The 25935-nt window shown below is 67.4% G+C and carries 21 protein-coding genes; 9 read left to right on the top strand and 12 right to left on the bottom strand.

Translation table 11 applies throughout. The annotated features are described in order from the left end of the window. Positions 1-2: 2 nt before the first annotated feature. The gene (locus ACFV2O_RS23070; protein ID WP_379253569.1) at positions 3-1763 is read left to right on the top strand and encodes a DUF3556 domain-containing protein; all 1761 of its coding nucleotides are present in this window, start codon (positions 3-5) and stop codon (positions 1761-1763) included. Further along, entirely contained in the window at positions 1760-3235 is a 1476-nt protein-coding gene (locus ACFV2O_RS23065) for a phytoene desaturase family protein (RefSeq protein ID WP_379253568.1), read from the top strand. Before ACFV2O_RS23070 ends, ACFV2O_RS23065 begins: the two co-directional genes overlap by 4 nt. Before the next feature lie 142 nt (positions 3236-3377). On the opposite strand, the gene lexA is transcribed toward ACFV2O_RS23065, so the two are convergent. From lexA to ACFV2O_RS23045, 4 genes are all read right to left on the bottom strand, one after another. Continuing rightward, entirely contained in the window at positions 3378-4040 is a 663-nt protein-coding gene (gene lexA / locus ACFV2O_RS23060) for a transcriptional repressor LexA (RefSeq protein WP_379253567.1), read from the bottom strand. A gap of 29 nt (positions 4041-4069) precedes the next feature. Beyond that, positions 4070-5083, bottom strand: a complete 1014-nt coding sequence (locus ACFV2O_RS23055; protein ID WP_379253566.1) for a LysR family transcriptional regulator — start codon at positions 5081-5083, stop codon at positions 4070-4072. Next, a complete protein-coding gene (locus ACFV2O_RS23050; RefSeq protein WP_379253565.1) occupies positions 5080-7374 on the bottom strand; it encodes a molybdopterin-dependent oxidoreductase in 2295 nt (764 codons plus the stop codon). Before ACFV2O_RS23050 ends, ACFV2O_RS23055 begins: the two co-directional genes overlap by 4 nt. A gap of 62 nt (positions 7375-7436) precedes the next feature. Continuing rightward, positions 7437-7895 (bottom strand): nitroreductase family deazaflavin-dependent oxidoreductase, encoded by a 459-nt coding sequence (locus tag ACFV2O_RS23045; RefSeq protein WP_379253564.1) that lies wholly within the window; start codon positions 7893-7895, stop codon positions 7437-7439. A gap of 614 nt (positions 7896-8509) precedes the next feature. On the opposite strand from ACFV2O_RS23045, the gene ACFV2O_RS23040 reads away from it, so the two are divergent. Continuing rightward, positions 8510-9829 (top strand): family 1 glycosylhydrolase, encoded by a 1320-nt coding sequence (locus tag ACFV2O_RS23040; protein WP_379253563.1) that lies wholly within the window; start codon positions 8510-8512, stop codon positions 9827-9829. Positions 9830-9863: 34 nt separating this feature from the next. Next, on the top strand, positions 9864-10058 hold the full coding sequence (locus ACFV2O_RS23035; protein ID WP_379253562.1) for a hypothetical protein: 195 nt from the start codon (positions 9864-9866) through the stop codon (positions 10056-10058). A 5-nt stretch (positions 10059-10063) separates the two neighbouring features. Here ACFV2O_RS23035 and ACFV2O_RS23030 read toward each other — a convergent pair whose 3' ends face one another. Next, entirely contained in the window at positions 10064-11050 is a 987-nt protein-coding gene (locus ACFV2O_RS23030) for an NAD(P)H-dependent flavin oxidoreductase (RefSeq protein WP_379253561.1), read from the bottom strand. Between the two features lie 52 nt (positions 11051-11102). After that, positions 11103-11801 carry a TetR/AcrR family transcriptional regulator gene (locus ACFV2O_RS23025; RefSeq protein ID WP_379253560.1) on the bottom strand — a complete coding sequence of 233 codons (699 nt, stop codon included), beginning with the start codon at positions 11799-11801 and terminating at the stop codon, positions 11103-11105. 187 nt (positions 11802-11988) lie between these two features. Between ACFV2O_RS23025 and ACFV2O_RS23020 the strand changes: the two genes are divergently transcribed. From ACFV2O_RS23020 to ACFV2O_RS23010, 3 genes are all read left to right on the top strand, one after another. Next, entirely contained in the window at positions 11989-13710 is a 1722-nt protein-coding gene (locus ACFV2O_RS23020; RefSeq protein ID WP_379253559.1) for a GMC oxidoreductase, read from the top strand. 188 nt (positions 13711-13898) lie between these two features. Further along, positions 13899-15455: a serine hydrolase gene (locus tag ACFV2O_RS23015; protein ID WP_379253665.1), complete on the top strand. Its 1557-nt coding sequence runs from the start codon at positions 13899-13901 to the stop codon at positions 15453-15455. Between the two features lie 137 nt (positions 15456-15592). Further along, positions 15593-16024 (top strand): hypothetical protein, encoded by a 432-nt coding sequence (locus tag ACFV2O_RS23010; RefSeq protein WP_379253558.1) that lies wholly within the window; start codon positions 15593-15595, stop codon positions 16022-16024. A gap of 117 nt (positions 16025-16141) precedes the next feature. Here the strand turns inward: ACFV2O_RS23010 and ACFV2O_RS23005 are convergent, their stop codons facing one another. The 5 genes from ACFV2O_RS23005 to ACFV2O_RS22985 all read right to left on the bottom strand — a co-directional run bounded on the left by ACFV2O_RS23005 (position 16142) and on the right by ACFV2O_RS22985 (position 22163). Then, positions 16142-16525, bottom strand: a complete 384-nt coding sequence (locus tag ACFV2O_RS23005) for a VOC family protein (protein ID WP_355074122.1) — start codon at positions 16523-16525, stop codon at positions 16142-16144. Positions 16526-16833: 308 nt separating this feature from the next. Continuing rightward, positions 16834-17709, bottom strand: coding sequence for a DUF4231 domain-containing protein (locus ACFV2O_RS23000; RefSeq protein ID WP_379253557.1), 876 nt, complete (start codon positions 17707-17709; stop codon positions 16834-16836). Positions 17710-17843: 134 nt separating this feature from the next. Continuing rightward, entirely contained in the window at positions 17844-19274 is a 1431-nt protein-coding gene (locus tag ACFV2O_RS22995) for a hypothetical protein (protein ID WP_379253556.1), read from the bottom strand. A gap of 152 nt (positions 19275-19426) precedes the next feature. Then, a complete protein-coding gene (locus tag ACFV2O_RS22990) occupies positions 19427-20692 on the bottom strand; it encodes a cytochrome P450 (protein ID WP_379253664.1) in 1266 nt (421 codons plus the stop codon). Positions 20693-21050: 358 nt separating this feature from the next. After that, positions 21051-22163 carry a hypothetical protein gene (locus tag ACFV2O_RS22985; RefSeq protein ID WP_379253555.1) on the bottom strand — a complete coding sequence of 371 codons (1113 nt, stop codon included), beginning with the start codon at positions 22161-22163 and terminating at the stop codon, positions 21051-21053. 1059 nt (positions 22164-23222) lie between these two features. On the opposite strand from ACFV2O_RS22985, the gene ACFV2O_RS22980 reads away from it, so the two are divergent. Continuing rightward, positions 23223-23984, top strand: a complete 762-nt coding sequence (locus ACFV2O_RS22980) for a DUF4239 domain-containing protein (RefSeq protein ID WP_355074127.1) — start codon at positions 23223-23225, stop codon at positions 23982-23984. 95 nt (positions 23985-24079) lie between these two features. Further along, on the top strand, positions 24080-24976 hold the full coding sequence (locus tag ACFV2O_RS22975) for a hypothetical protein (protein WP_379253554.1): 897 nt from the start codon (positions 24080-24082) through the stop codon (positions 24974-24976). 75 nt (positions 24977-25051) lie between these two features. Here the strand turns inward: ACFV2O_RS22975 and ACFV2O_RS22970 are convergent, their stop codons facing one another. Then, positions 25052-25813, bottom strand: coding sequence for a 3-hydroxyacyl-CoA dehydrogenase (locus tag ACFV2O_RS22970; protein WP_355074129.1), 762 nt, complete (start codon positions 25811-25813; stop codon positions 25052-25054). Positions 25814-25935: the final 122 nt, after the last annotated feature.

Raw genomic sequence — 25935 nt, 5'->3', positions numbered from 1 at the left:
CCATGGGATTCACGAAACCCGATCTTCCGGACATCGACTACGCCGAATGGAAGACCCGCCCGCGCGGTGAACGGCTGCGCACCGTCGCCGAGCACTGGGTCGAGCACGGCTTCGGCACGCCTCTTGCCGTCTACCTGCTCTACCTCGTCAAATGCGCCTTGTACGTCCTCGGCGCGGCCGCGGTGATCTCCCTGACCCCCGGGCTCGGGGCGCTCACCGACATCAGCTCGTGGTGGACCGAACCGATCGTCTACCAGAAACTCGTCGTCTGGACTCTGCTGTTCGAAATACTCGGGCTCGGATGCGGGTTCGGACCGCTCACCATGCGGTTCCTGCCGCCGCTCGGCGGCCTGCTGTACTTCCTGCGTCCCGGCACCCTGCGGCTGCCGCCATGGCCGGGCAAGGTGCCGTTCACCCGTGGTGACGAGCGCGGGCTCATCGATGTCGCCTTGTACGCGGTCGTCCTCGGATCCGGAATCCAGGCGTTGCTCGCCTCCGGTCGCGGCGTTCCGCCGGTGGACGGCGGCCATGTAGGCCTGCTCGATCCCATGGTCGTCGTGGCTCTGGTCATCGCCCTCTGCGTGCTCGGGCTGCGAGACAAGACGGTGTTTCTGGCCGCACGCCCTGAGCACTACCTGTTGATGCTGCTGATGTTCTTCGTGCCCTTCGCCGACATGGTGATCGGATTCAAGCTGGTCATGCTGGCACTGTGGTGGGGTGCGGCCACGTCCAAGCTCAACCATCACTTCGGGCACGTGGTCGCCGTCATGATGAGCAACAGCCCCGTCATGCGACTCGGATGGCTCGAGCGCAAGATGTACCGCAACCCACCGCAGGACCTGCGGCCGTCACGTATCCCGGCTCTGCTGGCTCACGGCGGCACCGTCGTGGAATACCTGGTTCCCGCCTACCTCGTGTTCCTCGGCCACGGCGGCCCACTGACCTGGGCCGCGATCATCTTCATGGCCGTTTTCCACCTGCACATCATCTCCACCGTCCCGATGGGCGTGCCGCTGGAGTGGAACATCTTCTTCATCTTCAGCCTGTTCTACCTGTTCGGACACTACGGCTACATCCACGTCCAGCAGCTTCGATCACCGCTGGTGCTCGCGATGATCCTCTTCTCCGCACTTGTCGTCGTCGTGGGACATATTCGGCCGCAATGGGTTTCGTTCCTGACATCGATGCGCTACTACGCAGGCAACTGGGCCACAAGCGCTTGGTGTTTCCGCGGGGACGCCGAGCTGAAACTCGAGCAGCACGTCACCATGAGCGCCGCGCTCCCGGTCACCCAGTTGACCAAGCTGTACGGCCCCGAGATCGCCGACATCCTCATCCAGACCGGGCTCGGCTGGCGATCGATGCACACCCACGGCCGGGCACTCAACGGCCTTATCGCACGCGCCGTCGACAACCCGGAGGACTACGCCGTCCGCGACGGAGAGATTGTCGCGGGCCCGCTGCTGGGCTGGAACTTCGGTGAAGGGCACTTGCACAACGAACAGCTGCTGACAGCGCTGCAGCGGCGCTGCCAGTTCGAGGAGGGCGAGCTTCGCGTCGTCGTCCTCGAATCTCAGCCCATCCACCGGCAACGCCAGGCATACCGCATCATCGATGCCAGAACCGGCGTCATCGAGGAGGGCTACGTACTGGTCGAGGACATGCTTGCCCGCCAGCCATGGCCGGAGCCGGACGATCTGTTCCCGGTTCATCCTCTCCACCACGACGACACCCAGGATCTGCCCTCGGCGCGTGCGCGATGACCACGGCCATCGTGGTCGGCTCCGGGCCGAACGGACTGGCTGCGGCCGTGACGCTGGCCCGGCACGGGGTCGACGTCACCGTGCTGGAAGGTGCCGCCACCATCGGCGGCGGCACCCGCTCCGGCGAACTGACCCTCCCCGGTCTGCTGCACGACCACTGCGCCATGGCCCACCCCATGGCCGTCGGCTCACCGTTCTTCGCCGGAATCGACATGGCCCGCTACGGATTGGAATGGGCATGGCCGGAAATCGACTGCGTTCACCCCCTCGACGACGGAACAGCGGCAGTGCTGTATCAATCCGTCGAAGAGACCGCGGCGGGCCTCGGGCCGGACGGGCCGATCTGGCGCCGCCTGTTCGCCCACCCCGCCGCTGGATACGAACTGCTGGCGAAGGACGTCATGCAACCACTCCTACGGATACCGTCACATCCACTGCGGCTGGCCCGATTCGGCATCCCGACCCTGATCCCCGCCGCCGCACTCGGACGGCTGTTCCGGACCGAGCGGGGACGGGCGTTGTTCGCCGGGAACATGGCGCACGGCTGGCAACCACAGCACCGGATCCTGTCCGCGGCGATCGGTCTCGGCATCACCACCGCGGGCCATCGCTACGGGTGGCCAGTTGCGGTGGGCGGCTCACGCGCCATCACCGAAGCCATGGCGGCGGCGCTGAGAGATCTGGGCGGAAAGATCGAGACCGGGTTCTGGGTCGAGTCGCTGGACCGACTGCCGCCGGCCGACCTCGTGATGTTCGATCTTGCCCCGGCCGCTATCGCCGACATCGCCGGTGACCGGCTGCCGTCACGGGTCGCCCGGGCCTACCGGCGCTTCCGGCACGGGCCCGCCGCATACAAGATGAGCCTGGCCATAGCGGGCGGCATTCCGTGGACCAACCCGCACGCCAGGAAGTCGGGAAGCCTGCACATCTGCGGCAGCGCAGCTGACGTGGTCCGCGCCGAACGCGCTGTGCATCGAGGTCGGCTTTCCGACCGACCGTTCATCATCGTCGGACAGCAGTACCTCGCCGACCCAACACGCTCACAAGGAAACATGCACCCGGTCGACATGTATGCCCATGTGCCACAAGGATATTCGGAGGACATCACCGAAGTGCTGCTCGAGGCGGTCGAGCGGTTCGCACCGGGGTTCCGAGACCGCATCCTCGCCACCACCGTCGTAGGCCCCATCGACATGCAGGCCTACAACCCCAACTATGTGGCCGGAGACATCCTCACCGGCGACAAGAGCATCCGCCAGCTGGTCTTCGGCGGACCACGCATCACCAGGCGCCCCTATCATGTGGCGGACCGGATGTTCATCTGCTCGGCCGCTGTCCCGCCAGGGCCGGGAGCGCACGGGATGAGCGGATACAACGCCGCGGTCGCGGCCCTGCGAGAATTCGCCGCCCCATCGAGGCATCGACCCGCAGTGCCGCGCGGCGGGAACGGCCCGAACTCCCCCGATCATTGATCGCAGCGCGCGTCGCGTCGACCTGGGCGGTTACTGGGGCAAGCAAGGCCGCGACCTGCTCGACCACCGCGATCCCCTGTCGGTCCAGACCCCTGCGCCGGTCAACGCGACGACCCGACGCCATCGAGCAAGCGCACCGGGCTCAGACCCGCCGCATCACCGACACGACCTTGCCGAGCACCACCGCTTCGTCACCGTCGATCACCTCGTAGGCCGGATTGCGCGGCTCGAGATACACATGACCGCTACGCCGCCGGTACACCTTCACCGTCGCTTCTCCGTCGATCATCGCCGCCACGATCTCACCGGAATGCGCCTCGTGCTGCTGTCGCACCACCACGATGTCGCCGTCACAGATCGCCGCGTCGATCATCGAATCACCACGCACCCGCAACCCGAACACCGTGCCACGGCCGACCAACTCGCGCGGCAACGTCATCGTGTCGTCGGTATGCTCCTCGGCCAGGATCGGAGCACCCGCCGCGATATCGCCGACCACCGGCACCGCCACCGAATCCTCCGCCGTCTCCCGCCGCACCGGAGCCCGCAGGAACATCCGCACGTCGATCGGACGCGACACCGTCCGGCCGCGGCGCAGAAAACCTCGCTCCTCCAAACTCTTCAGATGCTTGGACACCGACGACGCCGACCGCAGACCCACCGCGTCACCGATCTCGCGCGTATTCGGCGGATACCCGTACCGCAGAACCCAGTCCCGAATCGTGGCGAGAATCCGCTGCTGGCGCGGCGGCAACGTCGAGGTGTCGAGGTGCTCGAACGCGTCGAGCGGGTCGTATCCGGTCACCCGGGGAATGGTAGAGGCACGGGCCGACACTACGGACCGGCCACCACACCGGGCACGCCGAACAACTCCTGATCGGGTTCGGGAACCCAGCAGGCGGCGGCGGTATCCCGGTTGTAGCTCTCCGCGACATGCTCGATCAAATGCCGCAATCCCGGATGCCGGTCACCCGCCGACCACAGCAGCGCCAGCGGATAGGCCGGAGTGGGATCCACGATCATCAGCCGCCGCACGTTCGGATGCCACGGCGTCTGCCCGCCGTCACCGGTGAAGGTCGCCAACGACGACGAATCCGCGATACGTTCGACGATTCCCGCCATATTCTCCAGCGGACCCCCGGTATCGATCGGAATCCCGCTGAACGCGCTGAGTTCTCGATAGAAATCGGCCCACTCCGACGGCACGGCCGCACCGGGCACCCACACCGGATGCCCCGCGACCTCCCGCAACCCGATCGTCGACCGGCCCGCGAACGGATGGTCCTTACCCACGAGCAGATACAGCGGCTCCAGATACGCCGGAGCCGCGACGATGTCACCGGGCAACGCCACCGGGCCGCCGTGCGCGCGGGCCAAGGCCACATCGACCAGACCGCTGCGCAGCGCCTCCCGCGACGTCGTGATCATGTTCGACATGACGATCTCGGTCTCACAGCGCGGATGACGCGCGAGATAGAACTCCATCAACTCCGTCGCGGCCATACGCTTACCCAGAACCGCCACCCGCAACGGCCGCACCCGCTCGCGCACGGACCGCACCGCCGCCTCGGCGCCCACGAGCAGTGAACGCGCATGCGGCAACAGCCGAAGACCCGCTGCGGTCGGCGTACTGCCGCCGCGTCCACGCTCGAAAAGCTCCGCACCCAACTGCGATTCGAGTTTCGCGATGCGCTTGGACACCGCCTGCTGGCTGATACCCAGCACAGCGGCGGCGTGACCGAACTGCTCCTCCTCCACCACCGCGACGAACGCCCGCAACGCCGCCAGATCCAGATCCACCATCACCTCCATCGACCAGGCAACCTCCGCCTTGCTCGGCGACCTCACAACGCTTCCGCGCCCGTCCGCTCCGGCGGGCGGACCACCTCCACCTCCGTGAGCGGGCCCGCATAACGCTCGATCTCCACCGAAGTGAGCTGCCCGGCGCACCCTTGGCTGAGCGTCGAGGACGGACGGTCGGCGATCAGCACGTTCGGATTACCGTGACGGCAGAACGTCGGATCCGCCGGGTCGGGGTCGTACCACGCGCCGGTGGACAGCTGCGCGACACCGGCTCGCACCCCCTCGTCCACGACCAACCCCGCCAGGCAACTACCCCGATCGTTGAACACCCGCACGATGTCACCGGCACGCAGACCACGAGCCTCGGCGTCCGAGGGATGCATCCGGATCGGCTCCCGCCCGGAGATCTTCACCGACTGGCTATAAGCGCCCACGTCCAGCTGACTGTGCAACTTCGTCCGCGGCTGGTTCGCCACCAACTGCACGGGGAACCGCTCCGCCGCCGCGCCACCGAGCCACTCCTCCGGCTCCAGCCACACCGGATGCGGCGGGCAATCGGCGTACCCGAAGCCATCGATCGTCGACGAAAAGATCTCGATCTTCCCGCTGGGCGTGCTCAGCGGGTACCGGTCCGGGTCTGCGCGAAAGTCCGCGGCAAGCACCTGCTGTGGGTCCGGCACCGGAAGCTCGAGCGCCTCGCCGGACCAGAACGCGTCGAAATCCGGAAACTCCTGTCCCGCACGCGACTGCTCTACGCGCCACCGCTCGTACAGATGCCGCAGCCACTCCGCGACCGAACGTCCTTCGGTGAATTCCTTACCGACCCCGAGCCGATCCGCCGTCTCGGCGAAGATCCGATAATCGTCGCGCGCCTCGGCAGGCGGGCGGGTCAGCGCTCGCATCGGAAAGAACGACCGGTCACCTTCGCCCGCGCCGTAGTCATCGCGCTCGATGGACATCGTCGACGGCAACACGATGTCCGCGTGCCGCGCGGTAGCCGTCCAGAACGCATCGTGCACCACCACCGTGTCCGGCCGTTCGAACGCCATTCGCAAACGGGCCAGATCCTGGTGGTGATGGAACGGATTGCCGCCACACCAATACACCAACCGCACATCCGGATACACCAGATCCTGACCGTTGTACCGATAGGGCGCACCCGGATTCAGCAGCATGTCCGCGATCCGCGCGACCGGAATGAAGGCATCGACACCGTTGCGCCCCTGCGGAAGTCGCGGCACCGGCCCGCGCGCCGGTTCCCCGACGCCCGCGGCCGAGCCGTAACCATGCCCGAACCCGCCGCCGGGAAGGCCGATCTGCCCCAGCATCGCCGCCAGCACCACACCCGCCCACAACGGCTGCTCACCATGTCGCGCTCGCTGCAGCGACCAACTCACCGTCACCAGAGTTCGAGCGGCGGCCATCTCGCGCGCCAGCATCCGGATACGCTCCGCCCCCACCCCGGTGATCGCCGCGGCCCACTCCGGATCCTTGACGACTCCATCCACCGCGCCACGAAGATACGCCGCGAAACGCTCGAAGCCGACCGTGTACTCACGCAGAAACGTCGTGTCCGCCAAGCCTTCCGCGTCCAGCACCTGAGCCAGCGCAAGCATCATCGCCACGTCGGTGCCAGGCAGCGGCGCGATCCACTCGGCTTCGCTCTCCGGCGGGGTGTCGTCGCGCAACGGACTGATCGACACGAACCGGCAGCCCCGCTCCCGCGCCGCCGTGATCCAGCCCCGCACGTTGTGCCGGGAGACGCCACCAGGCGACACCGCCGCGTTCTTCGGTGACAGACCACCGAAGGCCACCACGAGTTCGGAGTGCTCGGCCAGTACCGCCTTCGCCGTCGCCTGCTGCGTCAACCAGCCGATGTCACCGATGACGTGCGGCAGGAAAACCGTCGAAGTGCCCAGACTGTAACTGTTCACGTGCCGGACGTAGCCGCCGAGACAGTTCAGGAAGCGGTGCAATTGACTCTGCGCGTGATGGAACCGCCCCGCACTCGCCCAACCGTACGAACCGCCATACACCGCCTCCGCCCCATACCGCCGGTAGACCCGGCCGAGCTCGCCCGCCAGCAGGTCCAACGCCCGTTCCCACGGCACCGGAACGAAAGCCTCCGAACCGCGCGGCCCCGGTCCCGGCCCGTTCTCCAGCCAACCCCTGCGGACATACGGCCGATCAATCCGAGTGGGGTGGTGCTGCGCAGAAGCGACGTTCCCGATCAACGGCATCGGCTCCGGATCACCACGCCACGGCCGGACCTCCGTCAGTCGTTCACCGTCGCTGTCCGCCTCGAACGCGCCCCAGTGGGTCAGATGCGTGGTCACCGCCCCACCGTAATCGGCCCCACCGACATCGCAGCGCCGCCCGTCTCCCCGCCGACGCCACCTCAGCCGGATTTGCGGCGCAGCTCGAAGATCCGGAACACACGGCCGCCGGAGAGCTCGTACTCCATGGCATAACCTGGCCAGAACTCGACCGCCAGATCCCAGAAGGGCTTGCGCTCCACACCGTCGATCTCACGCACCGCGACCAGGAACTGCTCACCCTTGTGCCGGACCGAGGCAGTCTGCGCGGCACGCAGATTCGCCGACCACGCCGGATGTTCGGAACTCCCCCAATTCGAGCCGAGGACGATGAAGTCCGCACCATGCGGGACATACAGCAACGACGTGGTCCGCGGGATCCCCGTCTTCCGGCCCGGCACCGTGACCTCGATGGACGGCAACCCCGCCAGATCCAGGACACCCCTTCGCCCGCCGCTCACCCGCCGGATCACGCGCTCGAGCCGGAGCACGACCGGCGCCGACCGCATCACCCAGCGCTGCTGAGCGAGCCGTCTCGCCACGCGCGGCAACGGATTAGACACCACTTCAGGACACCTCTCCGTACGACTCGCAGGCTGGCAGGCGCTCTACAACAGATCTAACACCTCGTACCGACATCTATGCACAGTCGGCCTCTCGGTCTTCGATATCCATTGCGAAGTTTCAGTTGCGGTGCAGGTTTCGTATTGCATCCGTTTCTACGCAATCCCGCTGGTCACCGCACCGGACGAGGTCGCTGGTGATCCCCCGGCCCGGCCTGGCTGCGCCGATCCGGTTCGAGCCCGACCAGGCCGAACGCGATCTTGGATCGGCTCGTCCTGGGCGGAGTTGTGCGTGCACGATCGCATGGTGGTTCTGGGGGTGTTCCGTGGTTTTGAAGACGAGGAAATACATATTTCAATGCGAATATCTACGTATCAACATGCAAGTTGTTGCGATGTTAGTTGTTGAGGCTCCGCCACATCACCCTCCACGCAGTTCCGTTCCGCGCAAGTCCTCGAAGCGCAGCCCACTCCCCGACTTTCGAGAAAACGGACAAGCGACCAGTTACCCTGTCCCCCGTGCCGTCCTCCCCCACCCTGGTTCGAGCACCCGAAGGACGACGAGGATCAGCCCCTTTCGGAACAGGAGTTCGATGCGTTCACACCGCCGCCATGTCTCTGCCGCCTTGGCGGCCGTCGCCGCGGTACTGCTCGGAGGCGCCGCCCCAGCAGCCGCCCGCCCCGAGCCGCCCGCCGCGGTCACCCCGATGGGCCCGGATTTCCTCTGGGGCGTCGCCTCGTCGGGATATCAATCGGAAGGCCATGCCCCGGACAGCAACTGGTCCCGCTACGTCGCGTCCGGGAAAACGACTGACCCCTACCGGGATTCGATCGACTTCTACGCGCGCTACCGCTCGGACATCGCCCTCGCGGCCGATCTGGGCGTGAAGGTGTACCGCATCGGCGTCGAGTGGGCACGCGTCCAGCCCGAACCGGGCAAGTGGGACCCCGAGGGGCTGAAATTCTACGACGATGTCGTCGCCGCGATCACGGCTGCCGGCATGCGTCCCATGATCACCATCGACCACTGGGTCTACCCGGGCTGGGCCGTCGACCGCGGGGGCTGGAACAACCCGGGCCTCGTCGAGGACTGGCTGGCCAACGCACGAGCGGTCGTCGATCGCTACGCCCCGTTCCAGCCGTTGTGGGTGACGTTCAACGAGCCGACCTTCTACCTGCTGAACGAACTGCGCCATGGCGGACTTTCGCCCGCGGCCGCGCCCGCGATGCAAGACCGGATCGCCCAGGCGCACAACAGCATTTACGACTACATCCACCGGGTACAGCCGGGCGCCATGGTGACCAGCAATGTCGCCTACATCCCCGGCGGTGAGGATGTGGTGAACAAACCACTGGTGGACAGGCTCGACACAAAGCTCGACTACATCGGCATCGACTACTACTACGGCCTCTCCCCCGACAGCCTCAGCGCCACGGCGAGTTTCACGGAGTTGTGGAAGAACCCGCTGCAGCCGGAAGGCATCTACTACGCGCTGCAACACTATGCGCGTCAGTTCCCCGGTAAGCCGCTCTACATAGTCGAGAACGGGATGCCCACCGAGAACGGCCTGCCCCGCGCGGACGGATACAGCCGCGCCGATTCACTCCGCGACACCGTCTACTGGCTCCAGCGAGCCAAGGCCGACGGCATGAACTTGATCGGTTACAACTATTGGAGTTTGACCGACAATTACGAGTGGGGCTCCTACACACCACGTTTCGGCCTCTACACCGTCGACGTCCTCACCGATCCAGCCCTCACGCGCAAGCCGACGGACGCGGTGGCCGCATACACCGACATCACCCGGGCCGGCGGCGTCGCGCCCGGTTACCAGCCGACCCGTGCGCCGAAGGATTGTTCCTTCGTCGACGCGCCCGCCAGCTGTTCCGACCCGGTCACCGTCCCGCGGTGACACTTCGGGGTACACCATCGAGTGGAGGTGGACGATGACCGACGATCCCATCACGGTGCTGCGGCGCTGGGCCGATTCCGGCGGAATCTGGCGGGTCGCCGGACGCCGGCCCGGTTCGGTCACCGTCGCCCTCTACCAGTGCACGGGCGGAGAGGAAGTCGACCGGCTGGTCTCCTCCGATCCCGAGTTGATCCGCTATCTCGGTGAGCGAACCAGCAGCGAGGACTGAACCGCTCAGCTCATGACCGATCCGGTCGCCCCCGCCCACAGCCGCTCCAGCACGCGCGCGGCCGGTTCCACGGAGGTGATCGAGCCGACCCCCTGCCCCGCGTCGATCGGCGCGACGGCGGGATCGTCAGCGGCGAGCGCCGCGGTGAGAGCGCGCTTGGCCGCCGCGTCCATGGCGAGTTCTTCTTCTCGCCCGGTCCACCGGTCGGTGAACCCGGTGCGCAGCACCCGCGCGGGAAACTTGGCGGGCCAAGGCAATTCCATTCCCACGTCGTACGCGCGGGTGAGCACCGTGTCGTCGCCGCGTGCCTCGACCAGAGCACGACGGCCCGCATCCGACAGCAGCGATTCCGAGGAGGCCGCCAGGCAGGTGCCGAGCCATGCGCCACTGGCCCCGGCGCGCAGCACGGCGGCGAGATCCCCCGGTGCGCCGATGCCGCCCGCCGCGAGCACCGGGACCATTACCGCGTCCAGCACCTCTTCCAGCAGCGGCAGCAGCGACGCGTTCACGGCGCCGTGCCCACCACCCTCCACGCCGCGGGCCACGAGGACGCCGACACCGGCGGCTTGCGCACGCCGCGCGTCCTGCCCGCTGTACACCTGAGTGGCCGGGACGATCCCCGCGTCCGCGACTCGGGCGGCCCAGCCCAAGTCTTCCCCGAAGCTCACCGAGATCAGTGCGGGACGCGCCTCGATCGCGACCTCGAGCAGTCGCGGCTCCTCGGCGACCACCCAATCGACCAGACCGATGCCGAACGGGCCGTCGATGCCGCGCACGTGCGGCAATTCCCGCTCCAGCGCCCGGACCGATCCGGCACTGCCCATCCCGATCATCCCGAGCCCGCCGGCCGCGGTCACCGCCGCGGCGAGCCGTCCGCCCGCCACACCCCCCATCGGCGCATTGACCAGTGGAATGCGCGCACCCATCCGGTGCGCCCATGCGATCGCGTCGTGTGCGGGGAACTGTTCGCCGGGCGTCGTCACGACTTCCATCGCAGCACACCGTGCCATGAACAGTGCCGGGCCGCCCTGTCACCGCGGGTGGTTACCCGCGGTAACCGAGCATGTCCAGCAGTCCGTCGAGCTGGAGTTCGAACAATTCGTCGCGGTCGGCGAAAGTGTTGGTGCCGTACATGTCGAAGACGTCCGCGCTCACCGCCCCGAACAGGCCGACCCAGAACGTGACGCCGCGGACCACCAGCCAGTCGGGCACCTCGAGCGGGAACTCGTCGCGGATCAGCGCGAAGCTGCCCGCGAGAGGCGCGGAGATCCGCGGCTCCTTACCGGGCGCGGCCAGTCGGCCGGCACGATGGGCCTGAGCGAACAGGGTCAGCAGCGCGGCGATCACCCGGGTGCCCGGCGCGGTGGTCTCGGTGGCGGGTGCGTCGTAGCCGGGAACCGGCGTCCCGAACAACAACCCGTAGCGAGCGGGTTCGGCCAGTGCCCAACGCCGCACCGTGCGACCCAGAACCCGCAGCCCGTCGATCGGATCGTCCCCGGCCTCGGCCAGCGCCTCGTCGACCGCGTCGCCGAGGGCGTTGTAGCCGTCCACGACGAGCAGGGTCAGCAGCTCGTCGCGACTGCGGACATACCGGTAGACGGCCGAGGAGACCACGCCGAGGTCACGCGCGACCGCGCGCAGGGACAAGGCGGCGGCGCCTTCGGTCGCCAGGTGTTCGCGCCCGATCCGGACGATGTCGTTCATGGTCTGGGCCCTGGCGCGGGCGCGGGGGGTCGTCGGCATAACAGAAACGATGCGCGCATCCGAGAGCGTTGTCAACTATTGAGAGCATCGCTCTTTAACCGGGGCGGGCGACCACCGGCACCGCTGATCACCGGAGTGATCGGCTGGTTCGAGCCGACTTGCGAACCGTTACTTACCCGGGAGTAGTGTTAGCCGAGTCACTGGCGACACGATCGAGGAGTTCCACATGGACCAGCGGACGACGGATTTCGACGTGCTGATCGTCGGTTCCGGGTTCGGCGGCAGCGTCACCGCGCTTCGGCTGGTGGAGAAGGGGTACAAGGTCGGCGTACTGGAGGCGGGCCGGCGCTTCGCCGACGACGAACTGCCCAAGACCAGCTGGGAGCTGAAGAAGTTCCTCTGGGCGCCCGCACTCGGCTGCTACGGAATCCAGCGCATCCATCCGCTGCGCAACGTCCTCATCCTCGGCGGCGCGGGCGTCGGGGGTGGATCGCTGAATTACGCGAACACGCTGTACGTGCCGCCGGAGCCGTTCTTCCGCGACCCGCAGTGGCGTGACATCACCGACTGGCGCGACGAACTCACCCCGTACTACGAGCGGGCGCAGCAGATGCTCGGCGTGGTGCGGAACCCGCACATGACGCCCGCCGACGAGGTCTTCAAGGCCGTCGCCGACGACATGGGTGTCGGTGACACCTTCGTGCAGACGCCGGTCGGCGTGTTCTTCGGCGAGCCGGGCAAGACCGTGCCCGACCCCTACTTCGGCGGCGTCGGGCCGGAGCGCACCGGGTGCGTCGAATGCGGCGACTGCATGGTGGGCTGCAAGTACGGCGCGAAGAACACGCTCGTGAAGAACTACCTGTACCTGGCCGAGCAGGCGGGCGCCGAAGTCATCCCGATGACGACGGTCACCGAACTGCGCCCGCACCCGGACGGCACGTGGGACGTGTCCACCGCTCGTACCGGCGCCTGGATTCGCAAGCAGCCTCGCACGCTCACCGCCGCGCACGTCGTGCTCGCGGCGGGCACGCGCGGTACCCAGAAATTGCTGTTCGCCATGCGCGACAAGGGCGTGCTGCCGGACCTGTCCGATCGGCTCGGCGTGCTCACGCGCACCAACTCGGAGTCGATCGTCGGCGCCGCGACCAAGCAGGTGCGCCCCGGCACCGACTTCACCAAGGGCGTCGCGATCACCTCGTCCATTCATCCCACTCCCGACACGCACATCGAGCCGGTCCGCTACGGCAAGGGCTCCAACTCGATGGGGCTGCTCCAGACACTCATGGTCGACGGCGGTGGCCGGATCCCGCGCTGGCTGCGCTTCCTCGGCCTGGTGCTGCGGCACCCGATGAACCTGCTCAGCTTCTTGAGCACGAAGAACTGGAGTGAGCGGACCATCATCTCGCTGGTCATGCAGCACTTGGACAATTCGATCACCACCTACACCAAACGCGGACTGTTCGGCCGCAAGCTGACCAGCAAACAGGGCCACGGCGAACCCAATCCGACCTGGATTCCGGTGGGCAACGACGTCACCAGGCGGGTCGCGGAGAAGATCGGCGGCATCGCGGGCGGTAGCTGGGGGGAGATCTTCAACATCCCGCTCACGGCCCATTTCCTGGGCGGCGCGGCGATCGGGGCCGATGCCGAGCACGGTGTGATCGACGGCTACCACCGCGTGTACGGCTACCCGACGCTCAGCGTCGTCGACGGGGCGGCGGTCTCGGCGAACCTGGGCGTCAACCCGTCGCTGACGATCACCGCGCAGGCCGAGCGGGCGGCGGCGTACTGGCCGAACAAGGGCGAGGTGGACGCCCGCCCACCGGTGGGGACGGGATACCGGCGTATCGCTCCCATCGCACCGGTGAATCCGGCGGTTCCGGCGACTTCGCCCGCGGCGCTGGTGCTTCCGATCGTGGAGATCCGGGAGACGCCCGCCGCCGGATAGCTCCGCCGCCGGTCTGATCTGCCGGAATTCGACGGCGGCGGGCGAGTGCGGGGCCCGTCGCCGCGAAAACCGGAACCGACCGCGCAGCAATCTCACCTCAACTAGCCTTTATCTGGTCTTTTGTCGCTGCGACAGCCAGGAGGCGATCCGTGAGCACACCGCGGCGCACGTTGCTCGGCCCGGCGGCGATGGCGACGGCCCTCATACTCGCGATAGCGGGGTGCGGCGACGGAGCGGACTCCACGCGAGCGGGAGCGCCGTCCAGTTCCGCGGTGCTGCCCAACCGGATCGCCGGTGTGCCGATACCGGACGGCCGGATCGACGATGCCGTGGGCGAGCTGGACCGGCTCGCGGAAGACCTGTTCGCCTCCTCCGGGGTCCCCGGCATGGCGGTCGCCGTCGTTCACGGCGGAAAGGTCGTGTACAGCAAGGGATTCGGCGTTCGCAACATCGTCACCGACGAGAAGGTCGACCCGGATACGGTCTTCCAGCTTGCGTCGTTGTCCAAGCCGGTCGGGGCCACGGTCGTCGCCCGCCGGATCGCCGCGGGAGGCGTCGAATGGGATACTCCGGTGCACCGGCTGCTGCCGTCCTTCGCCCTCGCCGATCCCTACGTCACCGAGCACGTCACCATCGGCGATCTGTACGCGCACCGCTCCGGACTGCCCGATCACGCGGGCGACCTACTGGAGGATCTCGGCTACGACCGCGGCGCGGTTCTAGACCGGCTTCGGCTGTTGCCGCTGGGCGCGTTCCGCGATTCCTACGAGTACACCAATTTCGGGCTGACCGCGGCCGCCGTCGCCGTGGCCACCGCGGCGGGAACCGATTGGGAGACGTTGTCCGCACAGACCATCTACGGTCCGCTCGGCATGAATTCGACCAGTTCCCGCTACACCGACTTCGTGTCCCGCGCGAACCGCGCGGAGGGGCACGTGCTGATCGAGGGGAAGTACGAGCCGGCGAACCCACAGCGCCAACCGGACGCGCAGGCCCCGGCGGGAGGCGTCAGCTCCTCGGTGACCGACATGGCCAAATGGATGACGATGGTGCTCGCCGACGGTTCCGCCGGAGGCTCGGTCCTGGTGCCATCCGAGGATCTGCTGCCCGCAATCTCTCCGCAAGCCGTGTCGGCGCCACCGAAAACGCCGGACGCGCGGGCCGGGTTCTACGGATTCGGCTTCAATGTGAGTGATTCCGCCGCGGGCCGCGTCGTGCTCGGTCACTCGGGAGCGTTCGGCCTCGGCGCGGCCACCGCGTTCACCCTGATCCCCTCGGCCGACGTCGGCATCGTGACGCTCACCAACGCGGCCCCGATCGGCGTGCCGGAGACGCTGAACGCGGAGTTCGCCGACCTGGTGCAGTTCGGGGAGGTCCAGCAGGACTGGCGCACTCTGTATCGAACGGCGTTCCAGCCGCTCGGAGCACCGGCCGGGGCGCTGGCGGGTAAACAGCCGCCCGCCGACCCCGCCCCCGCGCGACCGGCGGCGGCATACGCGGGTACCTACGACAACGCCTACTACGGGCCGGCGACGATCAGCGCCACCGATCAATTCCTCACGCTCACCCTGGGCCCGAACAACATGACCTTCCCCTTGAAGCACTGGAACGGCGACACTTTCGTCTTCACGCCTCCCGGCGAGAACGCCCCGCACGGATCGGTCTCCCAGGCGAGGTTCGACGGCGACAAACTCACCCTCGAGTACTACGACACCGAACACCTCGGCGTGTTCACCCGACGGTGACGGTCGCGCCCACCCCGACCGCGACCCCGGGCTCCGGCGCACGGCCCGCAGCCGGTCGCGGACGCCGTCCATCCGTTTCCCGGGGGTTTGCCGACCACCGTTGCGGGAAGTCGCTGAATGCAGGAGAGGAGGCAGCGATGACCGAACCGAACGAGACATACGACCCGCCGCAGGACACCGGCGCGCCCGACGCGGTCGAGACCGATGCGGCGGCCCTCAGCAGCGCCGAGGATCTGGACGAGGATCGGCTGCGTTCCGACCCGCTCGAGGCCGGAATGGACCCACCGGAGCACTGGAGCGGCGTCACGAAGTACGGCGTGACGCAGTGGGAGCAATCTCATCCTCGACCGCTCGGCGACCGGCTCGCCGAAGAGGAGCCCGACACCGATGCCGGAGTCCTGGATACCGAGGCCACCGGCACCGGGGACGACCGAAAGCTCCAGGACATCACCGACGACCGCGACCAGGTACTCGCCGCGCACCGCTACGAGGAGGAAATCGGTGTGGCGGCCGATGTCGCGGGCGGTTCGGTGGCCGATGACATCCGGCACCCGGCCCCGCCCGAATGAACTGAAGCATGCCCGCCTGATCGGTACCGCCGTGGCCCGGCCCGCCACCCGGATAAGACATCCGCCGTATATGGCGCGATCGCTTCCGGCGCGGCAGGACCGGGCGCGGATGGAGTTCTACTCGTCCGGGAGCAATACCAGACAGAACGTATGCCCCACCGGGTCGGCATAAACACGGAAGGCACCATCGGTTTCGTCCTGCACGAGTGTCGCGCCCAACGCGAGCACAGCGGGCTCGGCTTGCTCGATATCGTCCACCAGGACGTCGAAATGTACTTGCTGTGACCCCTCGGGATCCGGGAAGCGCGGGGGCTGGTAGTCGGGCGCCGTTTGGAACGCGATGCGCCGACCTGATGCCTCGACCAGCACCACCCAGTCGTCGTCATCGTCCTCGAGCAGATCTCCCCCGAGTAACTCTTGATAGAACCTGGCGAGTTTGCGCGGCTGAGGGCAATCCAGCACGACGCTGCGCAACTGTCCGACCCCATTGTTCGATGCCATATTCCGACCTCCAGACCTATGCCATTCGTCGTTGCCTACCCGCGCCGCTCGGTGGCAAACGCGGGCGGTACATCCGAGCGCCGCACCCGTCGCCGCTGCGACGGATCACACGGGCCGAAGGCAGGCCGGACCGAACGCAACGGCCCGCCCGGCGCTACGAAACACGCCGGACGGGCCGCTTCCCCGTTCGCCATGCGACGCCGCCACGTCACACAGCTTGATCATGGTAAGCGCCCACGCCTGGCATATCCGGCAGCCACGCCGGATCATCCGATGTCCGATCGATGCGGCACCGTCGTGCACGCAGGTCATTCGCCGTGCGAGGCTCGCCAGAGCGTGTGCTCACGGCTGATCGCTTCCTCGGCGTCGGATACGGCGTCGGCCCAAGCGGCTTCGGTGTCGTTCTGTTCCAAGACCTCGGCGACGATGCTCAATTCATTCGAGGCGACGGCATAGGCGGCGGCGCCGGTACTGTGCTGACGGGCCGACGACCAGGCGGCCAGTCCCGCCACCCCCGCCGCGAAAATGCCTGCGAGATCGAAGTTCACCGCGTTGAACGCCTTCGCCAGCGCTCCCGCGACACCCGCGACCTCGAAAACGAGTGCCAGCGTGCCGAACAACTGAGACCTGCGCTGGTGGTATCCGGATTTTCCCGCATACCACCGTTGCTGTTCCCGGATGCGGTCGTTCAAGTAGACGCGGCGCCGTTCGTCGAACGGTGCGGAGCGCAGCCGCCGCATGTGATCGGTGATGGCCGGGGCGGTGGTCGGCCGCAACGCCAGCGCCGAGATATCCTGACGCAGCAGCATCAGTCGCTCGATCAACATCCGATCGGCCTCGCCCGGAGACAGCGTCCCGACGAACGGCGCACCCTGTACCGCGTACTTCCAGGTCAAGGTCTTCACCGATTCGGCGAGCGCGCGACCCTCGTACCAGGACTTACCCGGACGTCCGCGCAGAACGCCCACATCGACCGCGAGGATTCCGACGAAGGCCATCGCCGTGAGGATGGCCGCGATATCGGTGCCCGAAGCGCCGACGCGTATGGTGACTGCCGCGCACGCCGCCGCCACCACGGCCAGCCAAAGCCGAGCTCCGTAGGCGCGAAGATAGAACTTCTGGCCGTACAGCGACGCCGTGTCCGCGGACTGGAACAGCCCGGGGTAGTCGTCAGCCTGCCGCACGGGCCGCGGGACGCGTTCGAACCGACATGGCCGAAGCGTAACAGGCGACAGGTCCGTACCGAATCCTTTTGCGCTGCTTTCGAATTACGAGTCGACCATCGCCGATCGCCATTCCCGACCACGCATTCGCGACATCAACCACGGACTTGCAGATCCGCCATCAGATACCGGGAGGCGGCCCGATGACCGTCGGTCACGGCGATCCGGGCCGTCCGCGGGGTGGTGCCGGAATTCGGTGAGCGGCTGTCCATTCGCGACCAGTGATAGAGCACTTGCGCTTTCAGGAACGCCCGGTCACTCTGCTTGTCGCAGAGGAAGATGACTTCGGCAATGGGAAAGCGGTCGATCACACGTTGCAACTCGAATCGTGTTCCCGCGTTCGCCGGCACGTATCCGGCGAGGTCGAGCACGACGTAGTCGACCCGGGACAGCAGTGTGTCCACCGCCGCCTGCCAGAAGCTGACGTGGCAGAGGATCGAGCGAACGGGATAGCTGCCCGCGGGGTCGCGGACCTTGACCGCCAGATCGGTCACCCCGAGCAGCCGCCTTCGTCCGGGTGGCAACGGTTCGTCCGAGTGTTTCGCCAGTTCTTCGCGCAACATGCGCGGTGACGCCACGAACATGGTGCGGAAGGCATTGCGCCTGCGCACGTCTCGCACCTCCTCCGGACTCACCGACGCGGCGCTGCGCAGGAGATGCACATACCCGAACTCGCGCCACGCGCCGCGCAGGAATTCCCGGGCGCGCGCCCGATTGTCGAACAGGCGCAGATAGGCGATCTGTACCGGCTTCGCGCCGATCACATTCGACCGCGACGAGACCTCGCGAAGGTCTCCCCTGCCCCGCGGCGGGGTGGTGAACCGCACGGTGAGCGCCGGAATCTCGCTCGCGCGAGACCAAGTCGGGTCCGGGCCGATCGGGCTGATCCTGGCGCTGTAGGCGGGGTCTTTCGACCACTTCTCGACCGTCCGGCTCGCATTCCAACGCCGCCACCGCAGCGCGACCGATGCCAGCAATACCGCCGCCGACAGGACCATCAGGCCGAGGACGGCAGGCTCCAGTTCCGGCGCCGGACGTTGCGTTCCGTCGGGTTCCTCCACGGTCACCCCGTAGACCAGGACCAAGACGAACAGCGCGACCGGCACCACGCCCCAGAGCAACCGTCGGCTCGCGGCCGCGCCGTGACTTCGGACCTCCTGCACCGTGGCCATGTGCGTGTCCAGCGGCGGCACCAGCATGGCGATCTGATCGGGATCACGGTCCACGCGTCGCCGCAGCGATCGCGCCCGCAACCCCTGCGATGCGTCGGCGACGGCCTCCGCACCGGCGGCGAACGCCCCCACCCCCAGCACGGCCAGCGGAAACAGCACCAGCTGCCGCCACGTCGACAGGTCCACCGCGGGCACCCAGGCCGCCAGCAGCTGCGGCCCGCGAGCCCAGACCACGACAACAGCCGCCACGGCCGCCACGAATCGAACGGCGTTTCCAGACGCCGACCGCAGCGACGCGGTCTCCTCGCCCCGGACGCGAGCGTACAACTCGCCGCCGCTCATTCCGCTGACCACCGCTGGCGTACCGTCCCGCCCCTGTGCCGACGAACATCCGTATACCGATGGCTGCGCCTGTCGCGCCGGCGATATCGCCGGGCATGTCAGCCGCTTTCACCGGCGAGCACCAGTATGGACCCGAGCCGGTGAAGACACATTCGTTATCGGCGCTATATGACGCGGACCGGCGCGGATTTCGGGAAGACGACCGGCAAGGCCATCAGTGCCCGGTGGAACGGTCCCGGCCGCCATTGCAGTTCGGCCTTGCCCAACTGGATTTCCGGCAGAGCGTCGAACAGCTGGTCGATGGCGTTCTGCACCGTCATGTAGGCGACGGATTTCGCCGGGCACGCGTGCGGACCCGCACTCCACGCCAGATGGGAACGATTGCCGATACGACTGCCACCGGGCTCGTCGGTCCCACGGATCTGAGGATCGTTGTTGCACCCGGCGAGGCTGATGACCACCGGCTGGTCGGCGGGCAACCAGACCCCGTCGACCATGATCGGCTGCCGCGGGTACGTCGTGCAGAAGTTCGCCATCGGCGGATCGTTGAACAAGACCTCGTCGAGCGCGTCGGTGGTGGACAGGTTCCGTCCGAGGACGTCACCGAAGCGGAATCGGTCGTCGGTGATCATCAGCAGCACGGCGTTGGTGATCAGATTGCGCTGCGCCTCGAATCCGGCCCCGTAGAAACTCATCAGCTGGGCGAAGATCTCGATGTCGTCGAGTTCGGTCGAGTGGTGCGCCAGCCGCGAGGTGACGTCGTCGCCGGGATGTTGGCGCTTGAGCCGGATCAGCTGCATCAGCGCATCCTTGAGCATCTTCATGCCCTCGGGCCCCCGCACCGTGTCGAAGCGCGCGGCCATACCGGTGGCGACCCGCTCGCCGATCTCGGCCGGGCAGCCGACCATCTGGTTGAGGACCTCCAGGACCAGCGGAAACGCGTACTGGGTGACCAGATCGGCGGATCCGTCCGCGCAGAACGCATTGATCAACGGGACGGCGATCTGTTCGACCGTGGTAGGCACGTCGAACAAATCGATCCCGTCGATGGCGTCGACGGAAGCATGCCGATACCGATCATGGGCGAGTCCGGTGTTGTACCGTGCCGCCGGATACCACTCCATCATCGGCCGCACCGGAGAATCGTCGGGAATGGTCTTCTGCCAGGTGCGCGGATCGGCCGGGAAATGGTCGGGATCGCTGAGGATTCGCACCGCGGTCTGGTAGCCGATCACCAGGGTGGCGGGAACGCCGGGCGCCAGCTCGATCGGAACCAGCGAGCCGTGCTTGCTCCGCATCTCGCGGTAGGCGCGGTGCGGGTCGGTGACGAACTCTTTCGTATACATCTGGACGCGCGGGGCGTCCGCTTCCGTCAAGGGTCCGTGCTGGACGGGGCACGCTCCGGTTCCAGTGGTGTGCGGCGCGGCCATCGGGGACTGTGGTGTGGTCAAGAACGTGACTCCAGGTAATGGAACAGCAATTCGACGAAAGTGATCTGTGAGCGGGTACACGTGCCTGCCGAGACCTGTCGTCCAGAACTCGGCGACCCGCATACGCTAGCAACATAGCAACGCTTCGATACCTCCGCTGACGAAGGCGGCGCCGACATACGGCCGAGAGGCACGTCGGGACAAGGCAATTCGCCGAATTTCGGCACGAAAGCACGCTGTAGGCGCTGGTGGGGAGTGCACGATCCGGTCGTCGCGCATCGGCTCCGGGTCGTGTTCCGCACCTGGAGGGCGTCGCCGCTCCCCTGCGGTCACGCGCGGTCGGCTACCCCACGGCAGATCACTGTTCGGGTCCCCCACCGCCGGCCAGGCCAACCATCGTCGCGGCCGCCTGCCGCGCGTCGTCGACCGTGCATCGGCCGAGTCCGCAGGCGGTGGCGACACCGTAGGCCTCGCGTCCGGCGGCTTGCTCGAAGAGAGCGAGCGCGCGGGCGCTGTCCTCTTCGGAGTCCGGGGAGACGACACCGGCGATCACTTTCCAGTCGGGATCGAGTTTGCGCAGCGGTGCGTAGAACCGCGGGTCCAGCGGCGCCGGCTCGGCACCGTAGGCGCACGGGATGTGCACCGGCGGCAGTGGTGTGCCCTGTTCGCGCAGCAGCCGTGCCGTGCGGCCGAGCAGCTTCACCGCCGGAGTGAGGGTGCGCGGGGTGAGCAGGCTCTTGTGCTGATAGTCGCCGTAGCACAGGTGCACGATCGCTTCCGCGCCGATTCGGTGCATCCGGCCGAGGAAACCAGCGAGTTGCCGCGCGACGAGCGGTGCCAGGACCCACTGCGAACGTAGTCGTTCGGCCTTGACCATGCTCAGCAGTGCGATCGGCGACTCCAGCTGCCAGACCACGCGGTCACCGTACCGTTCGACGACCTCGGTCATCTCCTGAATCACCGCTTCGGTGAACACCGGCAGCTGCCGAAGCGCGCCGACCACGAGCCCGGAGCGCCGCACGGCGGGCCAGACGGGAAGCCCACCGGAGACCGCGGCGCCCGCGAAGACGAACATCGCCAGATCCAGCGGACTGGGTTGGCTGATCTGGACTTTCGTTCCGGCCAGCTCCGGACGGTCGCTCCGCAGCGATTCGAACGTGTCCACGACCTGGCCGATCCGCTCGACCCGGTCCATCGAGACGTGCCGCGGCTCCAACGTGCGCCCGGATCTCAGGCCGTAACTGGGGAAGTCGCTGTAGTCGGCGTACTCGCCGGGGCGGACGATCTCGAAGACGTCGGCATGCTGCTTGCGCGTGCGCAGATAGTCGAGAATCCAGTCCGGATCGAGATCGCAAGGCACGGCGGTCACCGGCCGTCCCTCGCTGTGGTCGGCAAACCATTGCATGACGGCACGATCACCCGTCATCAGCTCGGCAGGCAGGCTGCCGACATAATGCGCGTATCTGGTCATCTGTGGCTCTTCTGTTGTCTGGACGCGCGATCCGCGACCCGGGAGCATTCCCGTTACGCCGATCGGTAGCTGTGCAAGCGTACACGGACACGCCGGAATCCCGCACCCCCTGATGTTCCCACGCTATCGACCAGCGGATGAACGTTTCCGAAGCCGTTCCGCCGTCGCGGCAGGTGCTGCGGTGGCCGAGTCGGCCAGCCACTGCGGACCGGGACCTGTTGTGTGCCAATGGCTTAACCCCATGCTTCGATGCGAGCCCCGAACGGCGGCGACTACCGCGACAAAAGCACCGGACGAACCCCACGCCCACCAGACCCGGCACAGCGGTCACTATTGCGCTGACTCCAGCAGGCGTGCAGCCGATACGGGGTGCTTGCCGGCATCGTTCGGTGATCGGCAAAGTCGCGGATCACGCACCCTTCGGCTGCGCAGCAGCAACTTCCTCGCACAACACTGACCCGGGGTCGGCACCGGGCACCGTAATCCGGGGCGACCGACCGCAGCAGTCCGCGCCGCGTCCTGGACGAATTGCGGCGACGCATTCCGAAAATTTCCCACGCGCAGGCGTATTCGCGGTCTACCATCGGTGCGTCCGAACCGATCTGCCGGATAGGACAATTCGACGGCGCCTGGTCCGTATCGGCGTCGTGTCGTGTTATCGCTTTGCTGTGCACCACTGATCAGATCCGAACAGACGCAGACCATCGACAGCGTGCTCGTCGATCGTCTCGGTATCCATCTCGGGGGTGAGGGCCACGCATGACCATCGAAATGCCTGTCCGCGACAATTCCGGCTCGCCTGGTAGCCGAGACCAGCTGAGCGTCTCGACCGGCTCGCGGGATCGCGTGATGTCCCGTCGGCAGCGCTGAGAGCTTTCCGATCCGAGCGTGATTCGCTCGGGATGACCACGTCGCCGCAGTACCGCTGAGGGCAGGCGCATCGATCGACCTCGGACGCGGCGATGCCCGGAATTCATCGAACCCGTAGTGCGACAAGCGCTGCGGTACGTCACCGACGCGGCGGTCGCGAGAACCACTCAGACAGAATGGAGTCCCCGCATGGCCTTCGAGTTTCTCGTGCCCGCTCTCACCGCACTTGTCGCGGTGGTCGTCTTCGTGGCGGGGGATCGCCTACATCCGAAGGCATGGCGGCACACCGACGACGACACCGTCGGCGCGCTCGTGCTCAACTTGATCAACACGATCTTCATGGCGGTGGTGGCGTTCATCGTCGTGATCGCCTGGCAGCAGTACGACAACGCGCGCAATCACACCATCGCCGAAGCCAAATCGCTCATCGACACCTACTGGGCCGCGCACGGGATGCCCGAACCCGACCACACGCGCATCCAAGGACTGGTGCGCGACTACACCGAGCAGGTTCTCACCGCGGAATGGGCCGTGATGGCCGACGACGGTCATCTCAGTCAATCCACCCAGGACACCCTCGATACCCTGCGCGACGCCGTGGCCGCGGTGAATCCGGCCGATCCCGAGGTCGACACACTTCGCACCAGTGCACTGACCAGCCTCGACGCGGTGGCGCAGGCACGTGCCGATCGCGCGCTGGACGCCGGTTACCGCGTTCCCGGCTTCCTCTACCTGGCCATGTGGATCTGCACGGTCCTGCTGCTGTTCAGCGTGGTCCTCTCCGGCGTCCAGGTCACCAAGCGCACCGTCGTGACAACCGCGCTGCTCGGCGCCATCGTCGGCGTGGTGATCCGGGCGATCTACAACCTCGACGAGCCGTTCTCCGGTGGGAACGTGGTCCCGAAGGAGGCCTTCGAACTCGCACTGTCCCGGTACCAGCACACGACGTGATCTTCCGGCCGGTTCCGACTACGACGAGGCGACTGCCCATGCGACGCGAGCGAAACACATCTCGAACACCGAGAACGGCAAAGGGATTGGCCGCTGTGATGCTGCCCCTGACCATAGCGGCACTCGTGGCCCCACCGCTGGAAGCATCGGCGGAGCCACCGCCGTGGCCGCCGTTCGGCGACCTCGCCACCGGGAGTGCGGGGACCGGCTCCGAGCCGGTGGGCGCCTTCGCGGGCGGTGGTTCCAGCGACGGCCCCGCCACATCGTCCGGTAGCGCCGCTGGCGAAGGTGAGACGTCCGGTGAGTCCCTGAGCCTCGGCCCGGTTCGGCTGCCTTCCGGCAGCGGCGGCCTCGTCGCCACCGGCAGCGCCGGGACCGCAGGCGCTCGCGGCGGTCCGCCCGCCACCGGCGATGCGGAAACCGGGGGCGCGGCACGCCCGGCGCCCCACTCGGACGTCACGGCGGAACAACCGGCCGCGACGCCGGGAGTCGACACCGGCAGCGTCCAGCTGGCGTGCACCGGCAGCGCCGTGACGGGCAGCGCGTTGCTCCTGCTCGGGCTCGTGACCGGCAGCGGTTTCGGCTCCCTCGTACCTGGTCTCATCGGCCCCGGATCGAGTGGATCGGGCGTGGGCAGCGCCGCCGTCGGCAGTGCCGCTACCGGCAGCGCAGTGCTGACGTGTCTGCTGCTGCTTCCCACCGCCCCGCCCCCGCCTATGAGCCCCCTCCAACTCGACCCGCCTGCCCCCGAACTCCCTATCGTTCCGGCTCCCGCAGCTGCCCCTACACCGATACCGCCGCAGGCCGAGCGTCCCCTACCCGAGCCGCACCCTGCCCCACCGAACCGGACACACGGACGGGACATCCAACCCGCCGAACCGGCCCCCGACCCGGCCGTCTGGAACCTCATGAGGCTGATGACAGTGCTGGTGGTCACCGTCATCACCGTCGTCGGTATCCGCCTCGCACCCGGCCCCAGACGAACCCGTTAGATCTCCGATCCGCGCAAGGATGGTGCGGGTGCCGAAACAACCGGCACCCGCACCGTCCTCACTACTCGGAGTACCTCAGCGGGGCGCCATCCGGATGGCGCCGTCGAGACGGATGGTCTCGCCGTTGAGCATCGGGTTCTCCACGATGTGGCGCGCGAGCGCGGCGTATTCGCTGGGGTCGCCCAGGCGCGAGGGGTGCGGGACCTGAGCGCCGAGGGACGCGATGGCCTCGTCCGGCAGCGTGGCGAACAGCGGAGTGTGGAACAACCCCGGCGCGATGGTCACGACCCGGATCTTGATGGCCGCGAGGTCACGCGCCACCGGCAGGGTCAGGCCGACGATTCCACCTTTGGACGCCGAGTACGCCGCTTGCCCGATCTGGCCGTCGAAGGCCGCCACGGACGCGGTGTTGATGATGACACCGCGCTCCTCACCCACCGGATCGGTCTTCGCGATCCGTTCGGCGGCCAGCCGGATCACGTTGAAGGTGCCGATCAGGTTGACGTTGACGACCTTGGTGAAGTCCGCCAGCGGGAACGCCCCGTTCTTGCCCACGGTCTTGATGGCATTGCCGATACCCGCGCAGTTGACCGCGATCCGCAGATCGCCCAGCTCCTGCGCGGCGTCGAGGGCCGCCGTGACCTGCTCCTCGTTCGTGACGTCCGCCGCCGCGAAGACCACGCCGTCGCCGAGTTCTTTGGCGACGGCCTCGCCGGAGGACGACGGCAGGTCGATGATCACGACCTTCGCTCCCTTGCCGTGCAGCTCCCGCACGGTCGCCAAGCCCAGTCCCGACGCACCACCGGTCACGGCCGCGACCGAGTTGCTGATCTCCATCCCACTCCTCTTCTCCGGGTTGTCGAACGACAGCGCGAAACGCCGTCCGACTTGTCCGCGCTGTCACCCCGACACGGGGAGCCAGGCGCCGTGACCAATCGAGACACGGCGACAGGCTAACC

It is taken from the genome of Nocardia sp. NPDC059691 (assembly GCF_042733915.1).
GTDB lineage: Bacteria > Actinomycetota > Actinomycetes > Mycobacteriales > Mycobacteriaceae > Nocardia > Nocardia sichangensis.
The sequence above is the reverse complement of the archived record's forward strand: the minus strand, read 5'-3'. Positions and strand labels throughout refer to the sequence as shown.